This window comes from Vibrio sp. (assembly GCF_038138445.1).
In the GTDB taxonomy this organism is placed as follows: Bacteria; Pseudomonadota; Gammaproteobacteria; order Enterobacterales; family Vibrionaceae; genus Vibrio.
In genome coordinates this window covers 1-20,437 of record NZ_JAYQDQ010000073.1, presented here as the reverse complement: position 1 = coordinate 20,437, position 20,437 = coordinate 1, and the positions used below count along the sequence as shown (strand labels likewise).

20 protein-coding genes are annotated in these 20,437 nt (G+C 43.8%); 10 read left to right on the top strand and 10 right to left on the bottom strand.

All coding sequences use genetic code 11. The features are described 5' to 3' along the window. Positions 1–518: 518 nt before the first annotated feature. Both AAFM34_RS16165 and AAFM34_RS16160 read left to right on the top strand, forming a co-directional pair. Positions 519–776 carry a type II toxin-antitoxin system Phd/YefM family antitoxin gene (locus AAFM34_RS16165; protein WP_341664544.1) on the top strand — a complete coding sequence of 86 codons (258 nt, stop codon included), beginning with the start codon at positions 519–521 and terminating at the stop codon, positions 774–776. Beyond that, on the top strand, positions 764–1,066 hold the full coding sequence (locus tag AAFM34_RS16160; RefSeq protein ID WP_341664543.1) for a type II toxin-antitoxin system RelE/ParE family toxin: 303 nt from the start codon (positions 764–766) through the stop codon (positions 1,064–1,066). Before AAFM34_RS16165 ends, AAFM34_RS16160 begins: the two co-directional genes overlap by 13 nt. A gap of 70 nt (positions 1,067–1,136) precedes the next feature. Here AAFM34_RS16160 and AAFM34_RS16155 read toward each other — a convergent pair whose 3' ends face one another. The 7 genes from AAFM34_RS16155 to pspA form a co-directional block, all read right to left on the bottom strand. Beyond that, positions 1,137–1,697 (bottom strand): DNA-3-methyladenine glycosylase I, encoded by a 561-nt coding sequence (locus tag AAFM34_RS16155; protein ID WP_341664542.1) that lies wholly within the window; start codon positions 1,695–1,697, stop codon positions 1,137–1,139. A 65-nt stretch (positions 1,698–1,762) separates the two neighbouring features. Continuing rightward, the gene (locus tag AAFM34_RS16150) at positions 1,763–4,864 is read right to left on the bottom strand and encodes an efflux RND transporter permease subunit (protein WP_341664541.1); all 3,102 of its coding nucleotides are present in this window, start codon (positions 4,862–4,864) and stop codon (positions 1,763–1,765) included. Beyond that, entirely contained in the window at positions 4,857–5,942 is a 1,086-nt protein-coding gene (locus AAFM34_RS16145) for an efflux RND transporter periplasmic adaptor subunit (RefSeq protein ID WP_341664540.1), read from the bottom strand. Before AAFM34_RS16145 ends, AAFM34_RS16150 begins: the two co-directional genes overlap by 8 nt. Position 5,943: 1 nt before the next feature. After that, a complete protein-coding gene (locus AAFM34_RS16140; RefSeq protein ID WP_341664539.1) occupies positions 5,944–6,975 on the bottom strand; it encodes an efflux RND transporter periplasmic adaptor subunit in 1,032 nt (343 codons plus the stop codon). A 199-nt stretch (positions 6,976–7,174) separates the two neighbouring features. Continuing rightward, positions 7,175–7,564, bottom strand: coding sequence for an envelope stress response membrane protein PspC (gene pspC, locus AAFM34_RS16135; RefSeq protein WP_341664538.1), 390 nt, complete (start codon positions 7,562–7,564; stop codon positions 7,175–7,177). Then, the gene (gene pspB, locus AAFM34_RS16130; RefSeq protein ID WP_341664537.1) at positions 7,557–7,790 is read right to left on the bottom strand and encodes an envelope stress response membrane protein PspB; all 234 of its coding nucleotides are present in this window, start codon (positions 7,788–7,790) and stop codon (positions 7,557–7,559) included. The genes pspC and pspB overlap by 8 nt, the downstream gene beginning before the upstream one ends. Before the next feature lie 127 nt (positions 7,791–7,917). Continuing rightward, positions 7,918–8,586 carry a phage shock protein PspA gene (gene pspA, locus AAFM34_RS16125; protein WP_341664536.1) on the bottom strand — a complete coding sequence of 223 codons (669 nt, stop codon included), beginning with the start codon at positions 8,584–8,586 and terminating at the stop codon, positions 7,918–7,920. 210 nt (positions 8,587–8,796) lie between these two features. Here pspA and pspF point away from each other — a divergent pair, with 210 nt between their 5' ends. The 7 genes from pspF (at position 8,797) to AAFM34_RS16090 (ending at position 15,947) form a co-directional block, all read left to right on the top strand. After that, the gene (gene pspF / locus AAFM34_RS16120; RefSeq protein WP_341664535.1) at positions 8,797–9,795 is read left to right on the top strand and encodes a phage shock protein operon transcriptional activator; all 999 of its coding nucleotides are present in this window, start codon (positions 8,797–8,799) and stop codon (positions 9,793–9,795) included. Between the two features lie 115 nt (positions 9,796–9,910). Next, on the top strand, positions 9,911–11,530 hold the full coding sequence (locus AAFM34_RS16115) for an ABC transporter substrate-binding protein (RefSeq protein ID WP_341664534.1): 1,620 nt from the start codon (positions 9,911–9,913) through the stop codon (positions 11,528–11,530). Continuing rightward, positions 11,530–12,492 (top strand): ABC transporter permease subunit, encoded by a 963-nt coding sequence (locus AAFM34_RS16110; RefSeq protein ID WP_341664533.1) that lies wholly within the window; start codon positions 11,530–11,532, stop codon positions 12,490–12,492. The genes AAFM34_RS16115 and AAFM34_RS16110 overlap by 1 nt, the downstream gene beginning before the upstream one ends. Then, positions 12,479–13,366 (top strand): putrescine export ABC transporter permease SapC, encoded by an 888-nt coding sequence (gene sapC, locus AAFM34_RS16105; RefSeq protein WP_341664532.1) that lies wholly within the window; start codon positions 12,479–12,481, stop codon positions 13,364–13,366. Before AAFM34_RS16110 ends, sapC begins: the two co-directional genes overlap by 14 nt. Next, on the top strand, positions 13,366–14,364 hold the full coding sequence (locus AAFM34_RS16100; RefSeq protein ID WP_341664531.1) for an oligopeptide/dipeptide ABC transporter ATP-binding protein: 999 nt from the start codon (positions 13,366–13,368) through the stop codon (positions 14,362–14,364). Before sapC ends, AAFM34_RS16100 begins: the two co-directional genes overlap by 1 nt. Next, positions 14,361–15,146: an ATP-binding cassette domain-containing protein gene (locus tag AAFM34_RS16095; protein ID WP_341664530.1), complete on the top strand. Its 786-nt coding sequence runs from the start codon at positions 14,361–14,363 to the stop codon at positions 15,144–15,146. The genes AAFM34_RS16100 and AAFM34_RS16095 overlap by 4 nt, the downstream gene beginning before the upstream one ends. 12 nt (positions 15,147–15,158) lie before the next feature. Continuing rightward, positions 15,159–15,947, top strand: coding sequence for a DUF2927 domain-containing protein (locus AAFM34_RS16090; protein WP_341664529.1), 789 nt, complete (start codon positions 15,159–15,161; stop codon positions 15,945–15,947). Positions 15,948–15,976: 29 nt separating this feature from the next. On the opposite strand, the gene AAFM34_RS16085 is transcribed toward AAFM34_RS16090, so the two are convergent. Continuing rightward, on the bottom strand, positions 15,977–16,366 hold the full coding sequence (locus AAFM34_RS16085; protein WP_341664528.1) for a DUF2750 domain-containing protein: 390 nt from the start codon (positions 16,364–16,366) through the stop codon (positions 15,977–15,979). 63 nt (positions 16,367–16,429) lie between these two features. Beyond that, positions 16,430–17,335 carry a manganese-dependent inorganic pyrophosphatase gene (locus AAFM34_RS16080; RefSeq protein WP_341664527.1) on the bottom strand — a complete coding sequence of 302 codons (906 nt, stop codon included), beginning with the start codon at positions 17,333–17,335 and terminating at the stop codon, positions 16,430–16,432. 185 nt (positions 17,336–17,520) lie between these two features. Here AAFM34_RS16080 and AAFM34_RS16075 point away from each other — a divergent pair, with 185 nt between their 5' ends. Then, complete coding sequence (locus AAFM34_RS16075; RefSeq protein ID WP_341664526.1) at positions 17,521–18,735, top strand: putative manganese transporter; 1,215 nt, start codon at positions 17,521–17,523, stop codon at positions 18,733–18,735. A 9-nt stretch (positions 18,736–18,744) separates the two neighbouring features. On the opposite strand, the gene AAFM34_RS16070 is transcribed toward AAFM34_RS16075, so the two are convergent. Further along, positions 18,745–20,268, bottom strand: a complete 1,524-nt coding sequence (locus tag AAFM34_RS16070; protein WP_341664525.1) for an EAL domain-containing protein — start codon at positions 20,266–20,268, stop codon at positions 18,745–18,747. Between the last annotated feature and the right edge of the window lie 169 nt (positions 20,269–20,437).

Here is a 20,437-nt window from a genome sequence, read left to right as displayed (position 1 = left end):
GCCGATACCCCAGAAAAAACAATGCCGCTCACCTTAAGTGAACGGCATTAGAGTCAAAGTCCAGTCAAAGTTGAACCCCAAGGTAAAGCTACTTCAACCTCTGATTGAATTAAAAGATATTCTTTATTTAGCTATAATACTAACGATTATTTCTGCAATAGTTCAATTAACTGTTGGCTTGATACCACATTGGTCTATGTCTATGCTATCTCTTGCCACAGCAGTTTTTAGTATTGCTATGGTTGTTGATAGTCTTAATCTCATCAAAAAAAACTTAGACTTTTGGATAAATGAATAAAGTATAACAAGAACACACACCAAAAGTACCAAATAAGTATGGTTGTCCCACCTAAACCTATCGCACCACAACTTTTTCCATCAACTATTGGTATATTACTTATTCGTTCCAAAATACTTAACTGGTGCATACATTGTTCAGGTTTCACTGTAGAGTCAACGCTTGCTATACTCAAAGTGATAGAATAGTATCACTTTTGTGTTTCTTTGGAGCCGCTGTTATGAAAGTAGAACTCGTTACCTCGCTTAAACGTCAAGCAACTAAAATTCTTGCAGATCTCCACGATACGAAAGAGCCTGTCTTAATTACCGAACATGGTAAACCCTCAGCGTATTTAATTGATGTTGAAGACTATGAATTTATGCAAAATCGATTAGCGATTCTTGAGGGGATTGCTCGGGGTGAACGTGCATTAGCGGATGGCGACGTTGTTAGTCATCAAGAAGCTAAGGAAAAAATGGCAAAATGGCTCAAGTAATTTGGACGGATCCTGCACTATCTGATCTGAATGATATCGCTGAATACATCGCACTTGAAAATGTTCAAATGGCAAAACGGTTGGTTCAAACAATATTTTCCAAAGTAGAGCGCCTAGAAGCTTTTCCTGAATCTGGACCCATTATTGCTGAGCTCAAACATTTAAATTATCGTGAAGTTATTGTTAATCCGTGCCGTATTTTCTACAAACAAGAAGATGACATGGTATTTATTCTGCACGTTATGCGCTCAGAAAGAGATTTAAGAAAGTTCCTGTTACGTAGACAATAGTCCCAAGAACTAGGGAGGAATATGACGGGAACCTATCTAAGTCTAATGGTTGCGACAATGAATGAACCTCTCACTCGACTCCCCTCTTCGGGCACTCCAGCAAATGGTCATTGACCATGCCGACCGCTTGCATAAAGGCGTAGCAGATGGTTTCGCCGACGAATTTAAAACCATTCTTTTTTAAAAATTTACTCATGGCTTTGGATTGTTCTGTGGAAGCGGGGACTTGCTCCATGGCGCTCCAGTGGTTGACTATGGGTTTGCCATCGACAAACTGCCACAAGGCGTTTGATAGGCTGCCGTATTCTTTAATCAGAGCCTTTGCGGCGCGTGCGTTACTAAAGACTGAGTTGATTTTTCCTTTGTGCTTAACCACATCAAATTGGTTGATGATCGCTTCGACCGATGATTCATCACACTTGGCCAATTTGTCGATATCATAGTTTTGAAATGCCGCTCGGTAACCTTCTCGCTTTTTCAAAATCGTGATCCAACTTAAGCCCGCTTGTGCGCCTTCTAGGGTAATAAACTCAAACAAAACTCGGTCGTCATAAACGGGAACGCCCCATTCTTTGTCGTGATAGTCTCTTTCGAGCGGATGATTCATCGCCCAAGCGCATGTGGTATCCATTTTTCTTTCCTACTTCACTTGTGATTAGCGCCTCACTGTGAAGGCGCTTTTCTATCTCAATTCAATTAACTTGGTACTTGTACTTTATGGAAAATTCGATAGAGCACTGGCACAACAATTAGAGTCAATACGGTGGCAAACCCTAATCCAAACATTATGGTCACCGCCATGGGTTTGAAGAAGATATCAGGCAGTAGCGGGATCATGCCCAAAATCGTCGTGATTGCCGCCATGCACACTGGGCGCACACGGCTTAGCGAAGCATCCACTACCGCAAGGTAAGGATCTTTGCCTGACTGCATCTCGATCTCAATTTGGTCCAAGAGAACAATACCGTTTTTCAGCAGCATACCTGACAGGCTCAAGAAACCCAGCAGCGCCATAAAGCCAAATGGTGTATTCAGCGCAAGAAGCCCGGTTGTTACACCTATGATGGCCAATGGTACTGTGAGCCACACAATCAGTGGCTCTTTGACTGTGTTAAACAAGAACACAGTGATGAGGAACATAAATAAGTAACCCATCGGCATAGTGGTAAAGAGCGAGGCTTGCGCATCACCAGATGACTCATACTCCCCGCCCCACTCCAGCGCATAGCCTGAAGGCAGTTCAAGCGCCTCAATTTGAGGTTGCAGCCTCTTTTGCAATGTGGCGGCTGTTTCTTCTCCGAGCAAGTCTGGGTCTGCCATCACAGTCAACATACGCTTGCGGTTTTTACGCACTATGATCGGGTCTTCCCAACGCATGTCATAACCTAAGGTGACTTGCTGAAGTGGAATGTATTCACTCAACGCTGGGCTCCAGATCTTCATGCCTTCGATGTTGCGAATATCAATCCGCTCTTCTTCCGGTAAACGCGCCACAATCGGCATTAAAGTCGTGCCATCACGATACACACCCACAGACTTACCAGAGAAAGACATGGCCAAGAACTCGTCGACATCGGCTTTAGTGATGCCATAGCGCCTTGCCTGACCTTCGTTAAATTGCGGCTCTAGCACTTTAGTTCGCTCACGCCAGTCATGACGAATATTGGTCGCACCTGGGTCTGCGTGCATAATGTCTTCGATCTGTTTTGCGATGCTTCGCAGCACAGTAGGATCAGAACCAATCACACGCGCTTCAATTTTTGCGCCGCCGCCTGGGCCAAGCTCAATTTGCTTGAGCTTATAGTTGATTTCAGGGAAGTTTTGCTCCACGTGCGCCCTAAAGTTGGACATCAGCATTGCCAACTGCTCGTAGTTTTTCACCCGAGTCGTAATTTCACCATAAGCAGCATAGCTTTTCTCTGGCGCATAAGTCAGCATAAAGCGTTGCAAACCTTTACCTGCCGTAGTGGTGATATGCTCAACCCCTTCTTGGTCAGATAGCCAAGACTCCAGTGCTTTAAGCTTGGTGTTGGTCGCGCGAATATCCGTGCCCTCCGGCAACCAAATATCGGCCTGAAACATAGGCGTAGTCGATGATGGGAAGAAAGACTGCTTCACAAAAGTAAAGCCATAAATGCTTGCAGCAAGGCCTAAGATCATGACAACCACAGTCAGCCAAGCACGCTTCATACAAAATTCAAGGAACCCTTTGTAAAGGGTAAACACCATGCCTTTATACGGATCGTTATCTTCGCCATCAGCATTGATTTTTTGCCCTTTAAAGAACATATCGGCAAAAAACGGCGTTAAAGAAATAGCGGTAAACCAGCTGAGCATTAAAGAGATAAGTAAAACCGTAAATAAGGTTCCACAGTACTCGCCGGTTGAATCTTCCGATAAACCGATTGGCGCAAATGCGGTTACGGCAATCACGGTTGCACCAAGCAATGGCCATTTAGTTTGCGTGACTATATCTGTCGCCGCCTGCATTCGCGATCGCCCTTTTTGCGTGCCTATTAATATGCCTTCGACCACCACAATGGCGTTATCAACCAACATACCAAGCGCGATCACCAATGCTCCAAGAGATATACGTTGCAGATCAATCGCAAAGTACTTCATGAAAATGAAAGTACCAAAAACGGTCAGCAGCAGAATAAGGCCAATCAATAGGCCAGAGCGAAGCCCCATAAAAAACAGCAGGACTATAATAACGATGGCAACCGCTTGACCAAGGCTGACCACAAAGCCACTTACGGATTTGTCGACTTCTTTGGGCTGGCTATAGACTTCAGCAATTTCAACACCAACTGGCTGTTGGTATTTAAGCTCAGCAAGTCTGCGATCAAAACGCTCACCGACTTCCACCACATTCACGCCTTGGGCAAAAGAAATGCCGACGTTAAGTGCAAGATGGCCGTTAAAGGTAATGATGTTATCAGGAACGTCCACATAGCCACGCTTGATTTCGGCTACATCTCGCAAATAAATCAAACCCTGAGCACCACTTTCGGTGATGATCAAGTCACCAAGCTGGTCAACGTTTTCAAACTCTCCCGTTGGTTGGATGCGGATATACTCATCGCCGACTCGAATTGCGCCAGCATCGGACACTACATTTTGGGTCGACAACAAGTTAAAGAAGGTATTGGGCGCCAAGCCAAGACTGCTTAAACGTTTCATCGAGACTTCAATAAACACCTGCTCTTGCTGCTGGCCAGATACCGATACCTTACTCACACCATCGATTAATTCCAGCTCTCGACGCAGATAATCGACATAATCGAGCAGCTCTTTGTATGAGTAGCCATCACCTGTCACCGCCAGCAAGATGCCGTACACATCGCCAAAGTCATCAATCACTTTTGGATCATTGACACCGGGAGGAAGCTGCACTTTAAGATCATTAACTTTACGACGCAGCTCATCCCAAATTTGCGGCAGATCATCAGGCCCATAATTGTTTTTCATCGAGACCGTAATTTGCGACAAACCACGGCTGGAGATGGAATTCACTTCGTCAACATAGGTTAATTGCTGAATGGCTTTTTCAATCGGATATGTAACTTCTTCTTCGACCTGCTGCGGCGTTGCACCCGGGTAAGAGGTCACCACCATGGCATCTTTGATAGTAAAAGCTGGGTCTTCTAGGCGTCCCAGACCAAAGAAAGCCGATACACCACCAATAAGGAAAATCAGCGAAATCATCCAGCTAATGACGCGATTACGAATGAAATAGGCGGCGATACCAGTAATGTTTTCATCTTGCGAAGACTGATGGTTAACTTGCTCACTCATTTCCCGTCTCCTGCTTAATCACTTCCACTTCCATTCCCTCTTGTAGTCTTGAAATGCCCGCCACAACCACTTGCTGCTGGTCTTTCAAACCGCTAACCACTTGCAAATCCGTTTTAGTGACTTTGCCAACGGTAACTTTTTGCTTGCTCACTGTATTGTTTTCATCCAGCAGCCAAACAAATTTATTGTCTCTACCTATATCATCCCCATCGGCATTGAACACAGCTTCAATCGGGATCAATACACCATTGCTTCGGCTCATACCAATCTGATAATTATCTGTAGTCACCTCTACTGCCATACCATCTAAAATGTACTCTTGCTCTGGCATAGGCAGAGCTAAGGTAACGGTATAAGTGCCCGTGTTCGGATCTGGCTCTGTGGTAAACTCTTTAATCTTTGCTGGGTATTCATTACCACTTGGCACTTTTACCAAGGCTTCGATGCGAGATAAAGTCTCTGGCTCAGGTTGATTGGTGTAGAGGCTATCTGGAAGTTGAATCAGCACTTCAACGCTATCTATACTGTGTATATTGACCACCTGCTGGCCAACTTGAACATTTTCAAATTGATCAAGATTAACCCGTGAAATAATCCCATCCACAGGCGCCAATAGTTTGGTGAAAGATAATCTCAGCTGAGCTAGCTCCAATTCACTCAAAGCGATCAGGCGATTAGCTGCAATTTCATCGAATTGAGAACGCGCCAGCAAGCCTTTAGCAACCAAAGGTTTTGAGCGTTTATATTGACTATTAATGACCGAGTATTTGGCACTTGCGTTATCAACATCTAGCTGATAATCAGTTGGGTCGAGCTCGGCTAGCACATCGCCTTTTTTCACTCGGTCGCCTTCTTTGACATTGAGCTTGCTGACTTCACCAGAGACTCGAAAACTCAAAGGGGCGCGTTCGGCGGCATTAGCTACTGCCGGAAAGTATAAACTGTCTTGCTCCACATCACTGCTGACTTGCACGGCTTTGACTTTGGGCATACCAAAGTCCACATACTCGACTTTCTTACCACACCCAGTAAGAGCGATAGCACAAGCGAGCGCACTAAGACCTATAGATAACTTCATGTTATAGTCCTCTCTCCTTAACCCACTCTCGCACCTTAATGCCGGGTTCAATGCCGTTCACACCAGAAATAATGATAAGGTCGCCATCAGCAAGGCCACTTTTCACCTGACGCTTGTCATCCAGTACTATGCTGACTTTCTCGACCACACCGGAGGAGTCAACGCGCCAAACACAGGTTTTGCCGTCTTGTTCAAAAATTGCGGAGCTTGGAATTTTCGTCGCACCGATAGAATCGACTTTGACGTTCACCTCTCCTGCCATTCCGGGAAGGATTCCAATATCCAACGGACGCTCCATCACCATGGTTACTTTGTAGGAACCGGTTTTGGGGTCTGCTTCTGTGTCTACTTCTTGGAACTCCAGTAAGTAGCTCTTTTCAGGAAAAGCATCAAACTTCATGGTTGCGGTGAGATTAATTCCAGAAGCAAAACGGTTTAACAGATGATCGGGCAGCTGAAATTGCACCTTCATCAGACTATTGGTTTGGATGTTCATCACCCCTTGTTTTGCGGCGATATATTGATAAGTTTCAGCGGGTACAATTGAGACTGTACCATCATAAGGGGCGATAAGCTTGGTGTAACCTAGGTTAGCGCGGGCCTGTTCTAGCGTCGCTTTTGCTGAATTGTGATTGGCTTTGGCTTGGTCAAAATCTTGCTCAGACACAACTTTATCAATACGCAATTTTTTATATCGCTCGTATTGAACATCGGCAAGGCGAAATTGGGCTTCCGCTTGCTTGGCAAGTAAGGCGTATTCATCCGGGTTCAAGGTTGCCAGTACTTGTCCTTTCTCAACAGGCTGGCCAGCTAAAACATCTATTGATTGAAGTTGGCCGGGAACTCGAAAGGTCAAAACGGCTTTATCACCAGCTTCAGAGGTAGCGGGAAAATGTCTTTCAAATTGTGCATTGCCGACTGAAACAGTAAAGAGTTTTGCGGGCCGAGAGTCAGGTTCAGGAACGGGAGGTAACTCTTTACCGCAACCACCCAATAAAGCGGCTGCGGCAAGAAGCAATAGCTTTGATTGCATAATCAGTCATCCAATAGTCACATAGAAGTATTCAGGCCTGTGTCCTTTGGTTGAATGTTCGCCAAAGCAAAAACCAACCTAAGAGGTCAACAAGGCCAAAGATAGATGAATGATTATACGAGTGCCAAATACTTACCAGTAAATTATTATAATAATTAGTTATTTTCTGTTAAATGTCACTTTAGCTCCCACAATTGATTTATAAACGACTAAATTCCTTGTCTACTTTGAAGGTCTCAGAGGTGACGTATGCTTCTATTTCACGCACCTTGCCTTCTAACTGCTCAAAGTCGTTTTCAATCGTATTAAGCAATTCATCAGGAGTCTGGCCTTGTTGCCAAGGTTTGTTTTTCAGCTTGTGTTCCTGCTCGGCTTTAAGAGACATCACATAATTGTCAGGTTGCTTTTCTATCATAAAGGTCATGGCTATATAGGCGAGCAATACCAGAAAGCTTCCACCCAAAAGAGCTGCTGAGATGACTAGGATTCTGATAAGCCAAACTTCGCAACCAAAATAGTTCGCAATACCAGCACATACACCAGAAAGTTTGCCATTCTGTGTATCTCTATACAGCTCTCTGTTATTCATAGCGACGTCTCCAGTTAGGCGTTTCTGTATCTAATATTCGCTCAAGAGTGTCGACGCGTTTTTGCATCTGCTCTGCTTTTTCAGACAGAGCTTGTAGCCGATTAAAATCATCTTCTGACAGGCCACCAGCGGTTTTTTTCTTGCTGCGGTAATGCAATATCAACCAAAGTGGTGCCACAAAAATCAAAAAAACAATCAATGGCCCTGCTAAAAAAAATGATGACATATAAAACTCCTAAATACGGGTCGCTTAGCTCGATTGTCTGCCCATAGCTAAGCAATGGTAACCGGTTTTTCTGCGCTGTTATCGATTTACCGATAACAGCTTGTGTGAGATTTGATTTACTCAGTAATTACTTTTTACCTTTGACTTGCTGCTTTAGGCTTTCAAGCTCTTTTTCAATCTCATCTTGAGCTTTAAGTTCAGCGAATTCTTGATCTAAAGACTTGGCTTCACCGGATTGCGCATAGACATCGGCTTCAGCTTCCAGCTCATCAATTTTTCGTGAGTACTGCTCAAATTTTGCCATGGCTTCAGAAGTACGCGCTGTATGCAGATGTTTTTGCACGTCGCGGCGCCCTGTCGCGGTTTGGGAGCGAATCGCCAGCGCTTGCTGTTTGGCGCGAGTTTCTGTGATTTTACTTTCCAGCTTGGTGATTTCGCCAGTTAGTTTTTCTATTGTCTCTTCAACTAGCGTTTGTTCTGTGTGCAAGCCCTTGAGCATATCTTGCAATTTCTGTTTTTCTATCAGAGCGGCTCTGGCCAAATCTTCACGTTCTTTGGTCAATGCCAACGTTGCTTTGTTTTGCCACTCATCAATTTGTTCATCAATCACATTAACTTTACGTGCAAGCTCTTTTTGATCGGCTAAAGCTTTTGCTGAGTTAGTACGAACTTCAACCAGTGTGTCTTCCATCTCTTGGATGATAAGACGTATCATTTTTTCTGGATCTTCAGCCTTATCCAGTAGCGCGCTGATGTTTGAATTCACGATGTCAGCAAAACGAGAGAAAATACCCATGACTTAGCTCCTTATCCAATACTCTGGCCATTGTTGTAGCCAAATTATCAACATTATTCAGATGAATGTAACCTTTATTCCTATTCCAAGATACATGCCAATTCTTAAACTTAACAAAAACAAACACTTACTATATTTTGTATTGATAGCGCGATTCATCTATGATGAATTTAACCAATATTAGGTAAATCTCACCAACGGAGCGAGTGAATGCAACAAAACCTTATCGGCGAATCTCCAGCCTTTCTTGAAGTCCTCGACAAAGTCTCCAAACTCGCCTCAATAGAAAGACCCGTACTTATCATTGGAGAACGGGGAACCGGTAAAGAGCTTATCGCTCAGCGTTTGCACTACTTGTCCAAACGCTGGGACCAGCCCCTCATCTCCCTCAATTGTGCAACTTTAAGTGAAGGCCTGATTGACTCTGAACTGTTCGGCCATGAACAAGGCGCTTTTACTGGCTCCAAGGGAAGGCATAAAGGTCGCTTTGAACGTGCTGAAAATGGCACCTTGTTTCTTGATGAACTGGCTACAGCGCCACTCTTGGTTCAAGAAAAGCTGCTCAGAGTGATTGAATACGGTCAATATGAACGAGTGGGCGGACACCAACTCCTCAACGCTAATGTTCGCCTCGTTTGTGCCACCAATGCCAACCTACCTGAAATGGCCGCACAAGGTAGCTTTCGAGCTGATCTGCTTGATAGGCTTGCTTTTGACGTGATTCATCTTCCGCCGCTGCGCCAAAGAAAAGCAGACATTCTTTTACTAGCAGAATATTACGCTATTAAGATGTGTCGTGAACTTGACCTCGAATACTTTGTTGGTTTCTCACAACACGCAGAGCAAGCACTACTTGACTATCAATGGCCGGGAAATGTGCGTGAATTAAAGAATGTTGTTGAAAGAGCCGTTTACCAAAATGGCCGTCACCACGAGCCTATCCATAGCCTCATATTCGACCCCTTCATCAATCAGTGGCAAGAAGCCCAACCGATTGATGAGGAACAAGCGCCCGCAGAAACAAACACAGCCAGCTATCACTTCCCAATGGACTATAAAACATGGCAGCAAGATCAAGATATCGACTTACTAAATGCGGCATTAGCGCAGAGCAAGTTTAACCAACGTAAAGCTGCCGATATGCTAGGTCTGAGCTATCATCAGCTAAGAGGCATGATAAGAAAGTATGACATTTCAACTGTGAGCTGATTTGTCTTGTTGAACATAAAAGTCAATAAACCCTAACTAACAATGGTAAATTACTGAACTATTAGGGCATAATGGCACGTTATATCGTGCTTCGCCTATAACAATCGTTCTCGCTATGAAAGCATTTATTCAACTGACATTAAGTCTGTGTGGCCTTACCTTACTCTCCGCTTGTGGTGATGGCATTGATCACAATAAGATTCGTAAAACTGGCTTCGTCTACTGCGGCCAGGGTGGCCCTGACAGTTTTAATCCACAACTGGTCGATAGTGGGATCACTTCCGAAACCCTAAGCCCGCAAATTTTCGATACGCTTTTAACTCTTGATCCTAATAATTTCAAGCCAGTGGCAAATCTTGCAACCCGTTGGTCAGTAAATAAAGAAGGGACAGAGTATGTGTTTGATTTACGCAAAGACGTTTCTTTTCAAACTACGCCATGGTTTTCACCAACACGCACATTGAACTCTGAAGATGTGGTCTTTAGTTTCAAGCGTATTATCGATGAGAAGCACCCTTATCATAATGTAGGCAGCGGGCTCTACCCTTGGTTTAGCGGTATTGATTTCCAAAACCTTTTGCTCGATGTTAAAGCACTCTCAGATCATCAAGTGCGCTTTACTTTGAGTCGTCCAGACAATACTTTTTTATCTAATATCGCGACTAGCCATGCAGTTATTCATTCGGCAGAATATGCACGAAGCCTCACGCTCGCCGATGACAAACCTAAAATAGACAGCCACCCTGTCGGTACTGGGCCGTTTTACTTAAACGATTATCAGGTTAACGATCTGATACGACTCAAACGTAACAATAGCTATTGGCAAGGCCAGCCTAAAATGAGTCAAATCGTGTTCGATATTTCTCATCGCGGCACCGGAACTTTAGCCAAGCTACTGCGGAATGAATGTGACGTATTAAGCTCCCCCCTATCAAGCCAAATTCCTACCATTAAGCAGCAAGAAAGTATCAAGCTTATGGTAAAGCCGGCGATGAATATATCCTTTATCGCCGTCAACACCACTAACCCTGCACTCAGTGATGCTAGAGTGAGAAAAGCGCTAAACTATGCCATCAATCGCCAGAACATACTTGAATCTGTCTATTATGGTACTGGCAGCCAAGCGTACTCGGTACTTCCACCTAACTCTTGGGCCTATTTGAAAGACAGTGTCCAAATTCGCTACGACAGAAACTACGCCATTGCTTTGCTCAAGGAAGCAGGATTCGGCAAAGGTTTAGAGTTAACTATGTCAGTCTCACTTGAGCCAAGAGCTTATAACCCTAGCCCAAGAAAAACAGCCGAATTAATCCAAGCAAATTTTGCCGATATTGGCATCAAGTTAAAACTACTCACAGACGATCGATTCGATCGAACTGATGTTGCCAATAACCAAGAAGTTGACCTCTATCTGACCGGCTGGATCGCCAATACGGGAGACCCAGATAACTTCCTAAGACCTTTACTGTCTTGTGATTCTAAGAAAGTGGGCCTTAACGTCTCCAGTTGGTGTAATGCTGATTTCGACTTTTTGCTCGATCTAGCCCTTGAGGTCGACAAACCACGCTATCGACTCAATTTGTATAAACAAGCGCAAAACATACTTAACGAAGAGTTTCCTGTCATTCCTCTTAGCCATGGAATGCAGTTTCAAGCTTACGATTCCTCATTAGAAGGATTCAAAGTTAGCCCGTTTAATGTCCAACCTTTTGATACCGTAGAGAGGATAAAATAATGTTTCTCTACACACTCAAACGCTTTAATCTGTTTATTATCACCTTGCTTATTCTGTCTATGGTTGGCTTTAGCTTACTCAGGTTAGATCCTGATTCGCCATGGCTTATGGAGAGTTTTTGGCAAGGCTGGATGACCTATGTAGGTGAATTAATGCACCTCAATTTTGGCGTCAACAAAAATGGCGTACCAATAGCAGAGGAGCTCGCTGTCGTCTTTCCAGCAACCCTTGAATTATGCTTGATCGCCTTCGTTTTCTCTCTTTTGATCGGTATTCCAATTGGGACACTGGCTGGTATGAAGCAAGGGAAATGGATCGATACTGCTATCTCATTTACTTCTATGTCAGGTTATTCTGCACCTATCTTCTGGGTTGCACTGCTCATGATCATGGCGTTTTCGCTCCACTTTGAATTCTTCCCAGTTGCAGGGCGTTACGACCTTCTATATGAAATCGACCACTTTACCGGATTTGCAATCATTGACTCATTTTTAACTCAAGGTGAATACCGTGCAGACGCACTTAAAAGCGTGCTCGAGCATCTTATATTGCCATGCTTAGTGCTTGCCCTAACACCGACAACCCAAGTTATCGGTTTGATGAGGGCGTCTGTTGCCGATGTCATGAGTCAGAACTATATTCGAGCAGCAAAAATTAAAGGTCTTGCGACCTACGAAATCGTCACCCAACATGTGTTACGAAACGCCATTCCACCTATCATTCCCAAGATCGGTGTGCAATTATCCAGCATGTTAACACTCGCCATTATCACTGAATCTATTTTCAACTGGCCTGGGATTGGTCGATGGCTACTAGACGCTTTATCTAATGAAGACTATGTATCGATTCAGGCAGGAGTCATGGTCGTGGCAACCTTGGTACTGACGGCTAATATTTTATCGGATCTAATGGGCGCTATGGTCAACCCGTTAGTAAGGAAAGAGTGGTATGCTAACCGATAATATTTATCAGGAAGAACGTATCCCTAAGCAATTTGAACGATTCTGGCGCAGTTACCGTTCGAATGGACTTGCAATGTTTGGCCTCTGGTGTCTTGGAATTATCGTCATCGTTACCCTCACCTCACCTTGGCTCACGCCACATGATCCTCAAGCTCAAACCGGTGAACTATTGATTCCACCTTCTTGGAATCCGGCTGGTACCGTGGAATATTTCTTGGGAACGGACGATTTAGGCAGAGACATTCTTTCACGTTTAATTCTCGGGTCTCAGCTTACTTTCGGTGCCGCAGTTATCATTACACTTGTCGCAACGGTCGTAGGTTGTTTGATAGGTATTTTAGCTGGTATGACGAAGGGTCTGCTGTCGAGCGTGCTCAATCACTTGCTCGATACCATAATGTCGATTCCTTCACTTCTGCTCGCGATTATATTTGTCGCTTTTCTTGGCTTTGGTGAGTTTAATATTCTTCTTGCGATATGTTTAGCCTTGATACCCCGGTTTGTTCGCTCCATTTATATTGCCGTGCACACCGAAGTTGAAAAAGACTATATCATCGCCGCACGCCTTGATGGTGCAAACGACTTTTATCTACTTTGGAACTCTATATTGCCCAACATACTGGTCGTTATCGCATCAGAAGTCACTCTTGCGCTCTCTATTGCCATTTTAGATATCACAGCACTAGGCTTTTTAGGATTAGGAGCTCAAGCTCCCAGCACAGAATGGGGTGCCGTGCTCGGTGATTCCGTTGAATTGATTTACCTAGCACCTTGGACCGTTACCTTACCTGGATTAGCCATAATGTTCATCGTCATAGTAATAAACCTTGTTGGTGAAGGGGCCCGCCAAGCACTCAATGCAGGGATAGAATAATGCCATTACTGGATATTCGCCATTTAACGATAGAAATTGAGACTCCTCAGGGGTTAGTGAAGGCGGTCGATCGCATGAGTCTTACCATGAATGAAGGAGAGATCCGTGGCTTAGTTGGAGAATCAGGATCAGGTAAAAGTCTTGTCGCAAAAGCGATTGTCGGTGTTTGTAAAGAAAACTGGAAAGTCACTGCTGACCGGATGCGGCTAGGTAATGTCGATTTGTTGCAGCTCACACCCAAAGAGCGCCGACGAGTCATCGCCAGAGATATCGCGATGATATTTCAAGAGCCATCTACTTGTCTTGATCCATCAGAAGAAGTCGGCCGTCAGTTAATCGAATCCATACCTTCGCATTCATTCTCCGGCAAATGGTGGGAGCGGTTTAAATGGCGTAAAAAGCAGGCGATTACCTTATTGCACAAAGTAGGAATTAAGAATCACGTCGAGATCATGTCAAGCTATCCCTATGAGCTTACCGATGGTGAGTGTCAAATGGTTATGATAGCCATGGCGATCGCGGCTAAACCAAAACTCCTTATCGCTGATGAACCGACCAATGATCTTGATCCTATCACTCAATCGCAAATCTTGCGTTTGCTCAGTCGTATGAACCAGATCAATAACACGTCAATCATGCTGATAGGACATGATCTTACGACAATAACGCAGTGGGCAACGAGAATTACCGTCATGTACTGTGGTCAATCTGTAGAATCAGCCGACACGAAAAAGATTCTTGTACAACCCAAGCACCCTTATACCGTCGCTTTGCTTAAAGCAATGCCAGATTTTAGCGAAAACATTCCGCACAAACAGAAACTAGAGTCTCTACCGGGAGCCATACCTCCGTTACAGCACTTACCCATTGGGTGTAGGCTCGGGCCACGTTGTCCACATGCACAGCGCCAATGCGTTGAAATGCCAAAAACCCGTCGAATAAAAACGCACAAATTCGCCTGCCACTTCCCGCTGAACATGGAGAAGAAAAAAGTATGAGTGCCTTATTAGAAGTCAATCAGCTTAGTAAAACCTTTGTCACCAGAGCAGGTCTTTTCCATAAAAAGGTCCATCAAGCCGTGAAACCCGTCAGTTTTAGACTTGAAGTAGGACAAACATTAGGCTTAATTGGTCAAAATGGTTCAGGCAAATCAACACTTGCTAGAATGCTTGCGGGAGTCATTGAACCGACTGAAGGTGAGATAAAAGTTAATGGTGAGAGATTAGAGCACAAAGATTACTCTACCCGCTGTAAGCTAATCAGGATGATATTCCAAGATCCTAATACATCTCTCAATCCACGGCTACAAATTGGTCATCTTCTTGAAGGACCGCTGAAACGAAACACCGAGATGACACCCGAAGCTAGAATGTCGAGAGTAAAAGATGTGTTACTCAAAGTGGGGTTACTTCCTGAACACGCTTATTTTTACCCTCAGATGCTCGCGGCAGGTCAAAAACAAAGAATATGCTTAGCCCGAGCTTTAATCCTGCAACCTTCAATCATAGTTGCAGACGAGGCGCTAAACGGGTTAGACATGGCGATGCGCTCTCAGATCATTAACCTATTCCTAGAGCTGCAGGAAGAAATGGGCGTATCCTTTATTTATGTGTCGCAGCATTTGGGCGTGGTGAAACACATCACAGACCAAGTTATGGTAATGCATGACGGTAAGGTCGTTGAAGCGGGCAATACTCAGGAGATCTTAACCTGTCCGGACAATATTATCACTCAGCGCATGCTTGAGAGCCATTTCAACAAAGCCACATGTTTTAAATAGAGGCTCAAGGCAATGCTATGTAGACCAAGGATGGTCTTAGGGCTGTTACTTAGCTTGGGGACAACTAGCAACGCCTTCTGTGCAAACCAAACTTGGCTAGATGCTAAGTTTGTTAAAAAAGCCTTCTTGGAGGTCGCATTAAAAAATGAATATTCGCAGAATATCCAGCGCCTAACCAAATGGAATAAGCCTATCCGTATCTGGATTGATCATAAGGTTGCTGATCAAGCTTTGCATGATCGCCTAGCCAATACCCATATTCATGATCTCTCCTCGATTACAGGACACCCAATAAAACGAGTTTCGAAACGAGCCGACGCAAATGTTGTGTGGATCTATACTCAGCAATCAAAGTGGCAAAATGATATTAGGCGAGAACTGGGGGAGGAAGCACTAAAATACGCTCACGGAGCAATATGTAAAGCAGGATATCGGACCAACAAGAAAACCAATGAAATCGACTCGGCGGTCATTATTATACCCGTCGACCAAGCGAGAGAACATGGCAAACTGCTTGCGTGTATTGTCGAAGAGGTCACCCAAGCAATGGGGCTACCCAATGACTCAGAAGCTGCCTACCCTTCAATATTTAATGATGAAACGCCCGAAGATCTGCTTTCACCTTTAGACGTTATTTTGCTTAAAATGCTTTACGAACCAGAACTGAAATCAGGAATGAGCTTTGTCGAGACAAAACAAGCTATCGATACCGTGCTCAATCGCTATCAGCGCCAAGGCGTATTGAAAAATGCAGTCAGTGACGCGAAATCAACAAAACTGTATAAGCTTATCGCCTACTAATGTCACCTAATTGAGAATGAGTAAATCAACTAACGTTTTTTCTCTGCCTTTCTCAGTTCAAACTCAAATTCATCTGGGTATACAACTAACCCTTCTTCGTTCTGGTTAGGGAAAACCACCACTGACAACTCATCGTCTTCTAGGCCATGTGTCCAACGACTGAACCACTTGGCTGTTGAAATACATTCTGCTTTACAGTGCTCCCAGTCTCCTGTCGCCCATAAGCTAGCAAATTCTTGATGAGGCCAAACAGGAACACAGTCTTCATCTTCAGTGTTTAGCATGACACAACCATGCTCATCGGTGAGTATCCAAACTTTCTTGTGCTTAACGATTTCTTTTATTGTGTAGCTAAATCGCTCGTCTTCTCGCATTTTAAGCACAGATTCAATCTCTTGTGGTGAAAGTGATTGTGACATTGAGTTTTTCCTTAAATAAAACGCCCACATTTCTGCAGGCGCTTGACGATATTGACTAGGTATTTATACGAGTTCAGTTTGCAGCCAAGGCCAACCTTGCTTCTTACGGCTCAAGGTGTTTTCCATCATAAGCATGCCATCACACTCATGTTTAGCCAGCTTTTCTGCCCACTCACCCTTATACAATAGTCGAGTTTTGGCTGTCGTAATATCGGTCAACATAACTGCAGCAAAAGCGAGGTTATCTTGCGCACAGCGACGCTCTAGATCTCGCTCTAGCGCATCAATCATTCCATCAACCTGTTCTAGAGTTGCCAGTTCAACCTGACCTACCACAACATCACGGCCATTGAACGGGTAGCCTTTCAGGTCTTTCTCGACTAACTCAGCAGCAGATAGCCCTTCGATATTGGTTTTTGCAATCAACAAATCTTTTATAAAAGAGTCGATGTCACAAACATCTGCTATTTTAGCTAACTCTTCTACTGCATCTTTGTCTTTTTGTGTACAGGTTGGAGAAGCAAAACCAACGGTATCAGACAAAATAGCAGACATCATCAACTTCGCAATTTGAGGTGTGATTTCATGCCCTTCAATTTTAAACATGTTGAAAAGTACAGTGTTGGTGCAGCCTACCGGCCAGATCCAAGCTTCCATCGGGTTAATCGTCATCACATCGCCGAGTCTGTGATGGTCAACAATGCCCAAAATTTCTGCCTCAGCGACATCATCCGGTGCTTGTGCTAAATCTGAGTAATCAACTAACCAAATTTTTTCACCCGCAACAGAAGTGCGAAGTTCTGGTAGCTCAGCCCCAGCAACTTCAAGAATATGTTGAGTTTCGCGGTTTATTTCACCTTGGCGAATAGGCATGGCATCCACACCACGTGCTTTTAGTAGCTCGGTGGCCACTAAAGCACTACAGATACTGTCACTATCAGGGTTCTTGTGACCTACAACTAGAATCATCTTTTTTCCTACTACGACTAAAATAGGCCCATATTGGGCAATTACTCACAAAGCGGGATACTTTACCTGAATTTTGAGATTTGTCATGGGTTAGAAAAAATAAATGCGCAAATCACAAATTTTTGTTGCAAATAGTGTCACATAAAACTAAATTGATAAGCATTATCATTTGCATTTGTGATTCAATGAATTCGGTTAGACTCTCTTTGTCTCTGCCTACGTGGCTTAGCTTTTCTCAATTTCGACCAGCCTATAAAAGGCTTCTTTTGCCAGCCATACTAATCGCCTTACTCTTAAATGACTCAACGCGAATGGTAACGGTAGTTACGCTTTCGGATGCCTTTTGGGCGGTTTCGGCCTATGTCGCTTTCACCCTCGCTATTTATCATTACCTCTCACTATGGATGAGTAAAGACAATAAAGTCGTTAATCTCTACCAGAGTTCTCGAGCCTATCAAGTATTGTTTGCCTCATTGCTTGGCGCCTTGCCAGGATGTGGCGGTGCCATCATTGTAACGACACAGTTTGTCAGCGGTAAAGTGGGATTTGGTGCCATTGTCGCTGTATTGACGTCAACAATGGGTGACGCAGCTTTCTTACTTATCGCCAGTAAGCCTGATATAGGAATACTAGTTGTCAGTATAGGTATTGTTGTTGGTTGTCTATCTGGCTGGGTGGTCAATGCTATTCATGCCGATAATTTCTTACGCCCGTGCAATATGGATGAAGGAGAAAGTAGTCAAGCCTGCCACTCTAGTAGCAGCCAACACAGTAACTTTGAGAAAACAGCCATTAACCTTCAAGGTGCATTTTGGAAATGGCTGATCATTCCAGCTACGGTCGTTGCTGTGTTGGGATCATTTCAAATCGACATCAACCAACTGCTCACTTTACCCTCAGATACAATGGAATGGCTTGGAGCGATGCTCATAGTGATCAGCATGTTACTTTGGTCCTTGACCAAGGAAATCAAGGATTATCGCTCTACTGTATCTGAAGACACTAAAACCGTCACTTCTCACCCTTTACAAAAAGCAGCCCAAGACACTAACTTTGTTACTGCTTGGGTTATAGTCGCGTTCATGTGCTTTGAACTGTTGACCGCCTTGGGTAATATTGACCTCGCGAGCGCCTTTTCTGGATGGGGACAATGGATGCCTTTGGTTGGCCTTGCTGTCGGCATACTGCCCGGTTGTGGTCCACAAATATTAGTGACTAGTCTTTATATTTCTGGTGCCGTTCCACTTTCGACACAGTTAGCCAATGCAATATCAAACGACGGTGACGCCTTATTCCCTGCTATCGCTCTTGCTCCTAGAGCTGCACTTGTGGCCACTTTTTATTCTGCGATACCTGCTTTGATTGTGGGCTACAGCTATTACTTTATGTTTGAAATGTAACCATAAACCCTATTCGTCAGATTTTTGGATTGATTGGATAAAGTCTTGAATGGGCATTGGCTTGGCAAAGTAGTAACCTTGCAAACAATGAATATCATGTTTAGTCAGGTATTCGACTTGTTCTAGGGTTTCTACACCCTCGGCTACGGTTTTCATCCCAAGCCTTGAGGCGAGATCGAGCAAATTTTCAACGATATGTGCAGACACAGAATTTGTACCTATCATGCGAATGAAGCTTTGATCAATTTTTAGCACATCAAAGCGGAACTGATGTAAGTACTTTAAGCTTGAATGCCCTGTACCAAAATCATCAATCGCTAACTGAATATTGTTTTCATGCAAGGCATCAAACAAGCTTTCAGCTTCCTGCGTATTGTCTATTAACTCTCTTTCTGTCAACTCCAAGCACAAACGAACTTGATTATGAGAAAAGGCGTCAAGGAAGTTTAGGCTATCCTCCAGCAGATCAGAACTAACACAATGCTTAGCCGAAATATTGAATGATATAGTGAAGTTGTCACTCAATAGTTTTTGATGAGGCGCAATTTGATCTCTTACTTGAGTCATAATCGACTGGGTCATTGGGATGATCAAGCCAGACTCTTCCGCTAAAGGAATGAATAAATCTGGCCGTACAAGACCTTCTTGAGGGTCATCCCAACGCATTAAGACTTCCGCACCCACAGTCCTATATTGACTATCGACGTATGGCTGGATATAAGGAATAAACTCTTTGTTGTGAATAGCTCGTTCTATTTTGTCCTTCATTGATTCGGGTTTTCCTGTAACCCAGTAGGTATACCATGCCATTGCCGCACAGAAGAGAACCAAGATAACCATTGCTGACTGCTTGTGAGATATCATAAAGTCCAAGTAATCATCTTTTGAAAGCCATACGCTCAACGAATATGAGTAGTGCTTGGAATTGACTCTTAAGGTACTTTTTATTGGGCTTGTACTGACTTTACCTGTTTTATCTATCCATGAATCACCAATTTGTAAGTGAATCAGTCTTTCCTGACTAGTCAAAGTCAAAATATTTTTCAAATAATAGCCAGCAATTGAAGAGGCAACACTTATATAACCATGAGTCATTACAAAGCTAAGTGCGGGTTCCTTTGGATTGATAGGAGAACTTGGCATAAGAACAAGCGAGTTATCAACTAGCCTATAGTCTGGTAAGGGTGTGTCGACTTGCCCTAGCAAAGAGTTGCAATATATTCGTCCATCTTTAATCAGAGTGATCATCCTGACATCTGGAATAATGACAACTAAATCTCGAATGTAAGGCAAAACCTCATCACATTGCCCTTGAGTAAAAGGGTACGCCCTCTGAGCCGCGGCATCTGCATTCCAAAGAAGCCTGTCCAGTAATACAACACCAGACTCAAGCGACCGAGTTGTTTCTCGCTGCAGGCTGCTCTGTGCCAGAACAAAGAGAAGAACGGTTCCCAGAGCGACTGGTAGCACAAATGCAATAGAGGTAAGGGCGAGTCGGGTTAGAAGTGGAGCTGCCTTAAAGTAGTTGGTCATTATCTCTTTCTCGATAATCAGTTAAGGCAATTATAGGCTTTGATTCGTTAGTATTATAACTATCAGTTAAAAATAGGGTTAAATAAACGCTATTTACCTTCTATCCATATATTGCGCACTGAGGAATCCCCTGATAATTTAGATAAAAATCATCAAGTTAAGGTAGATG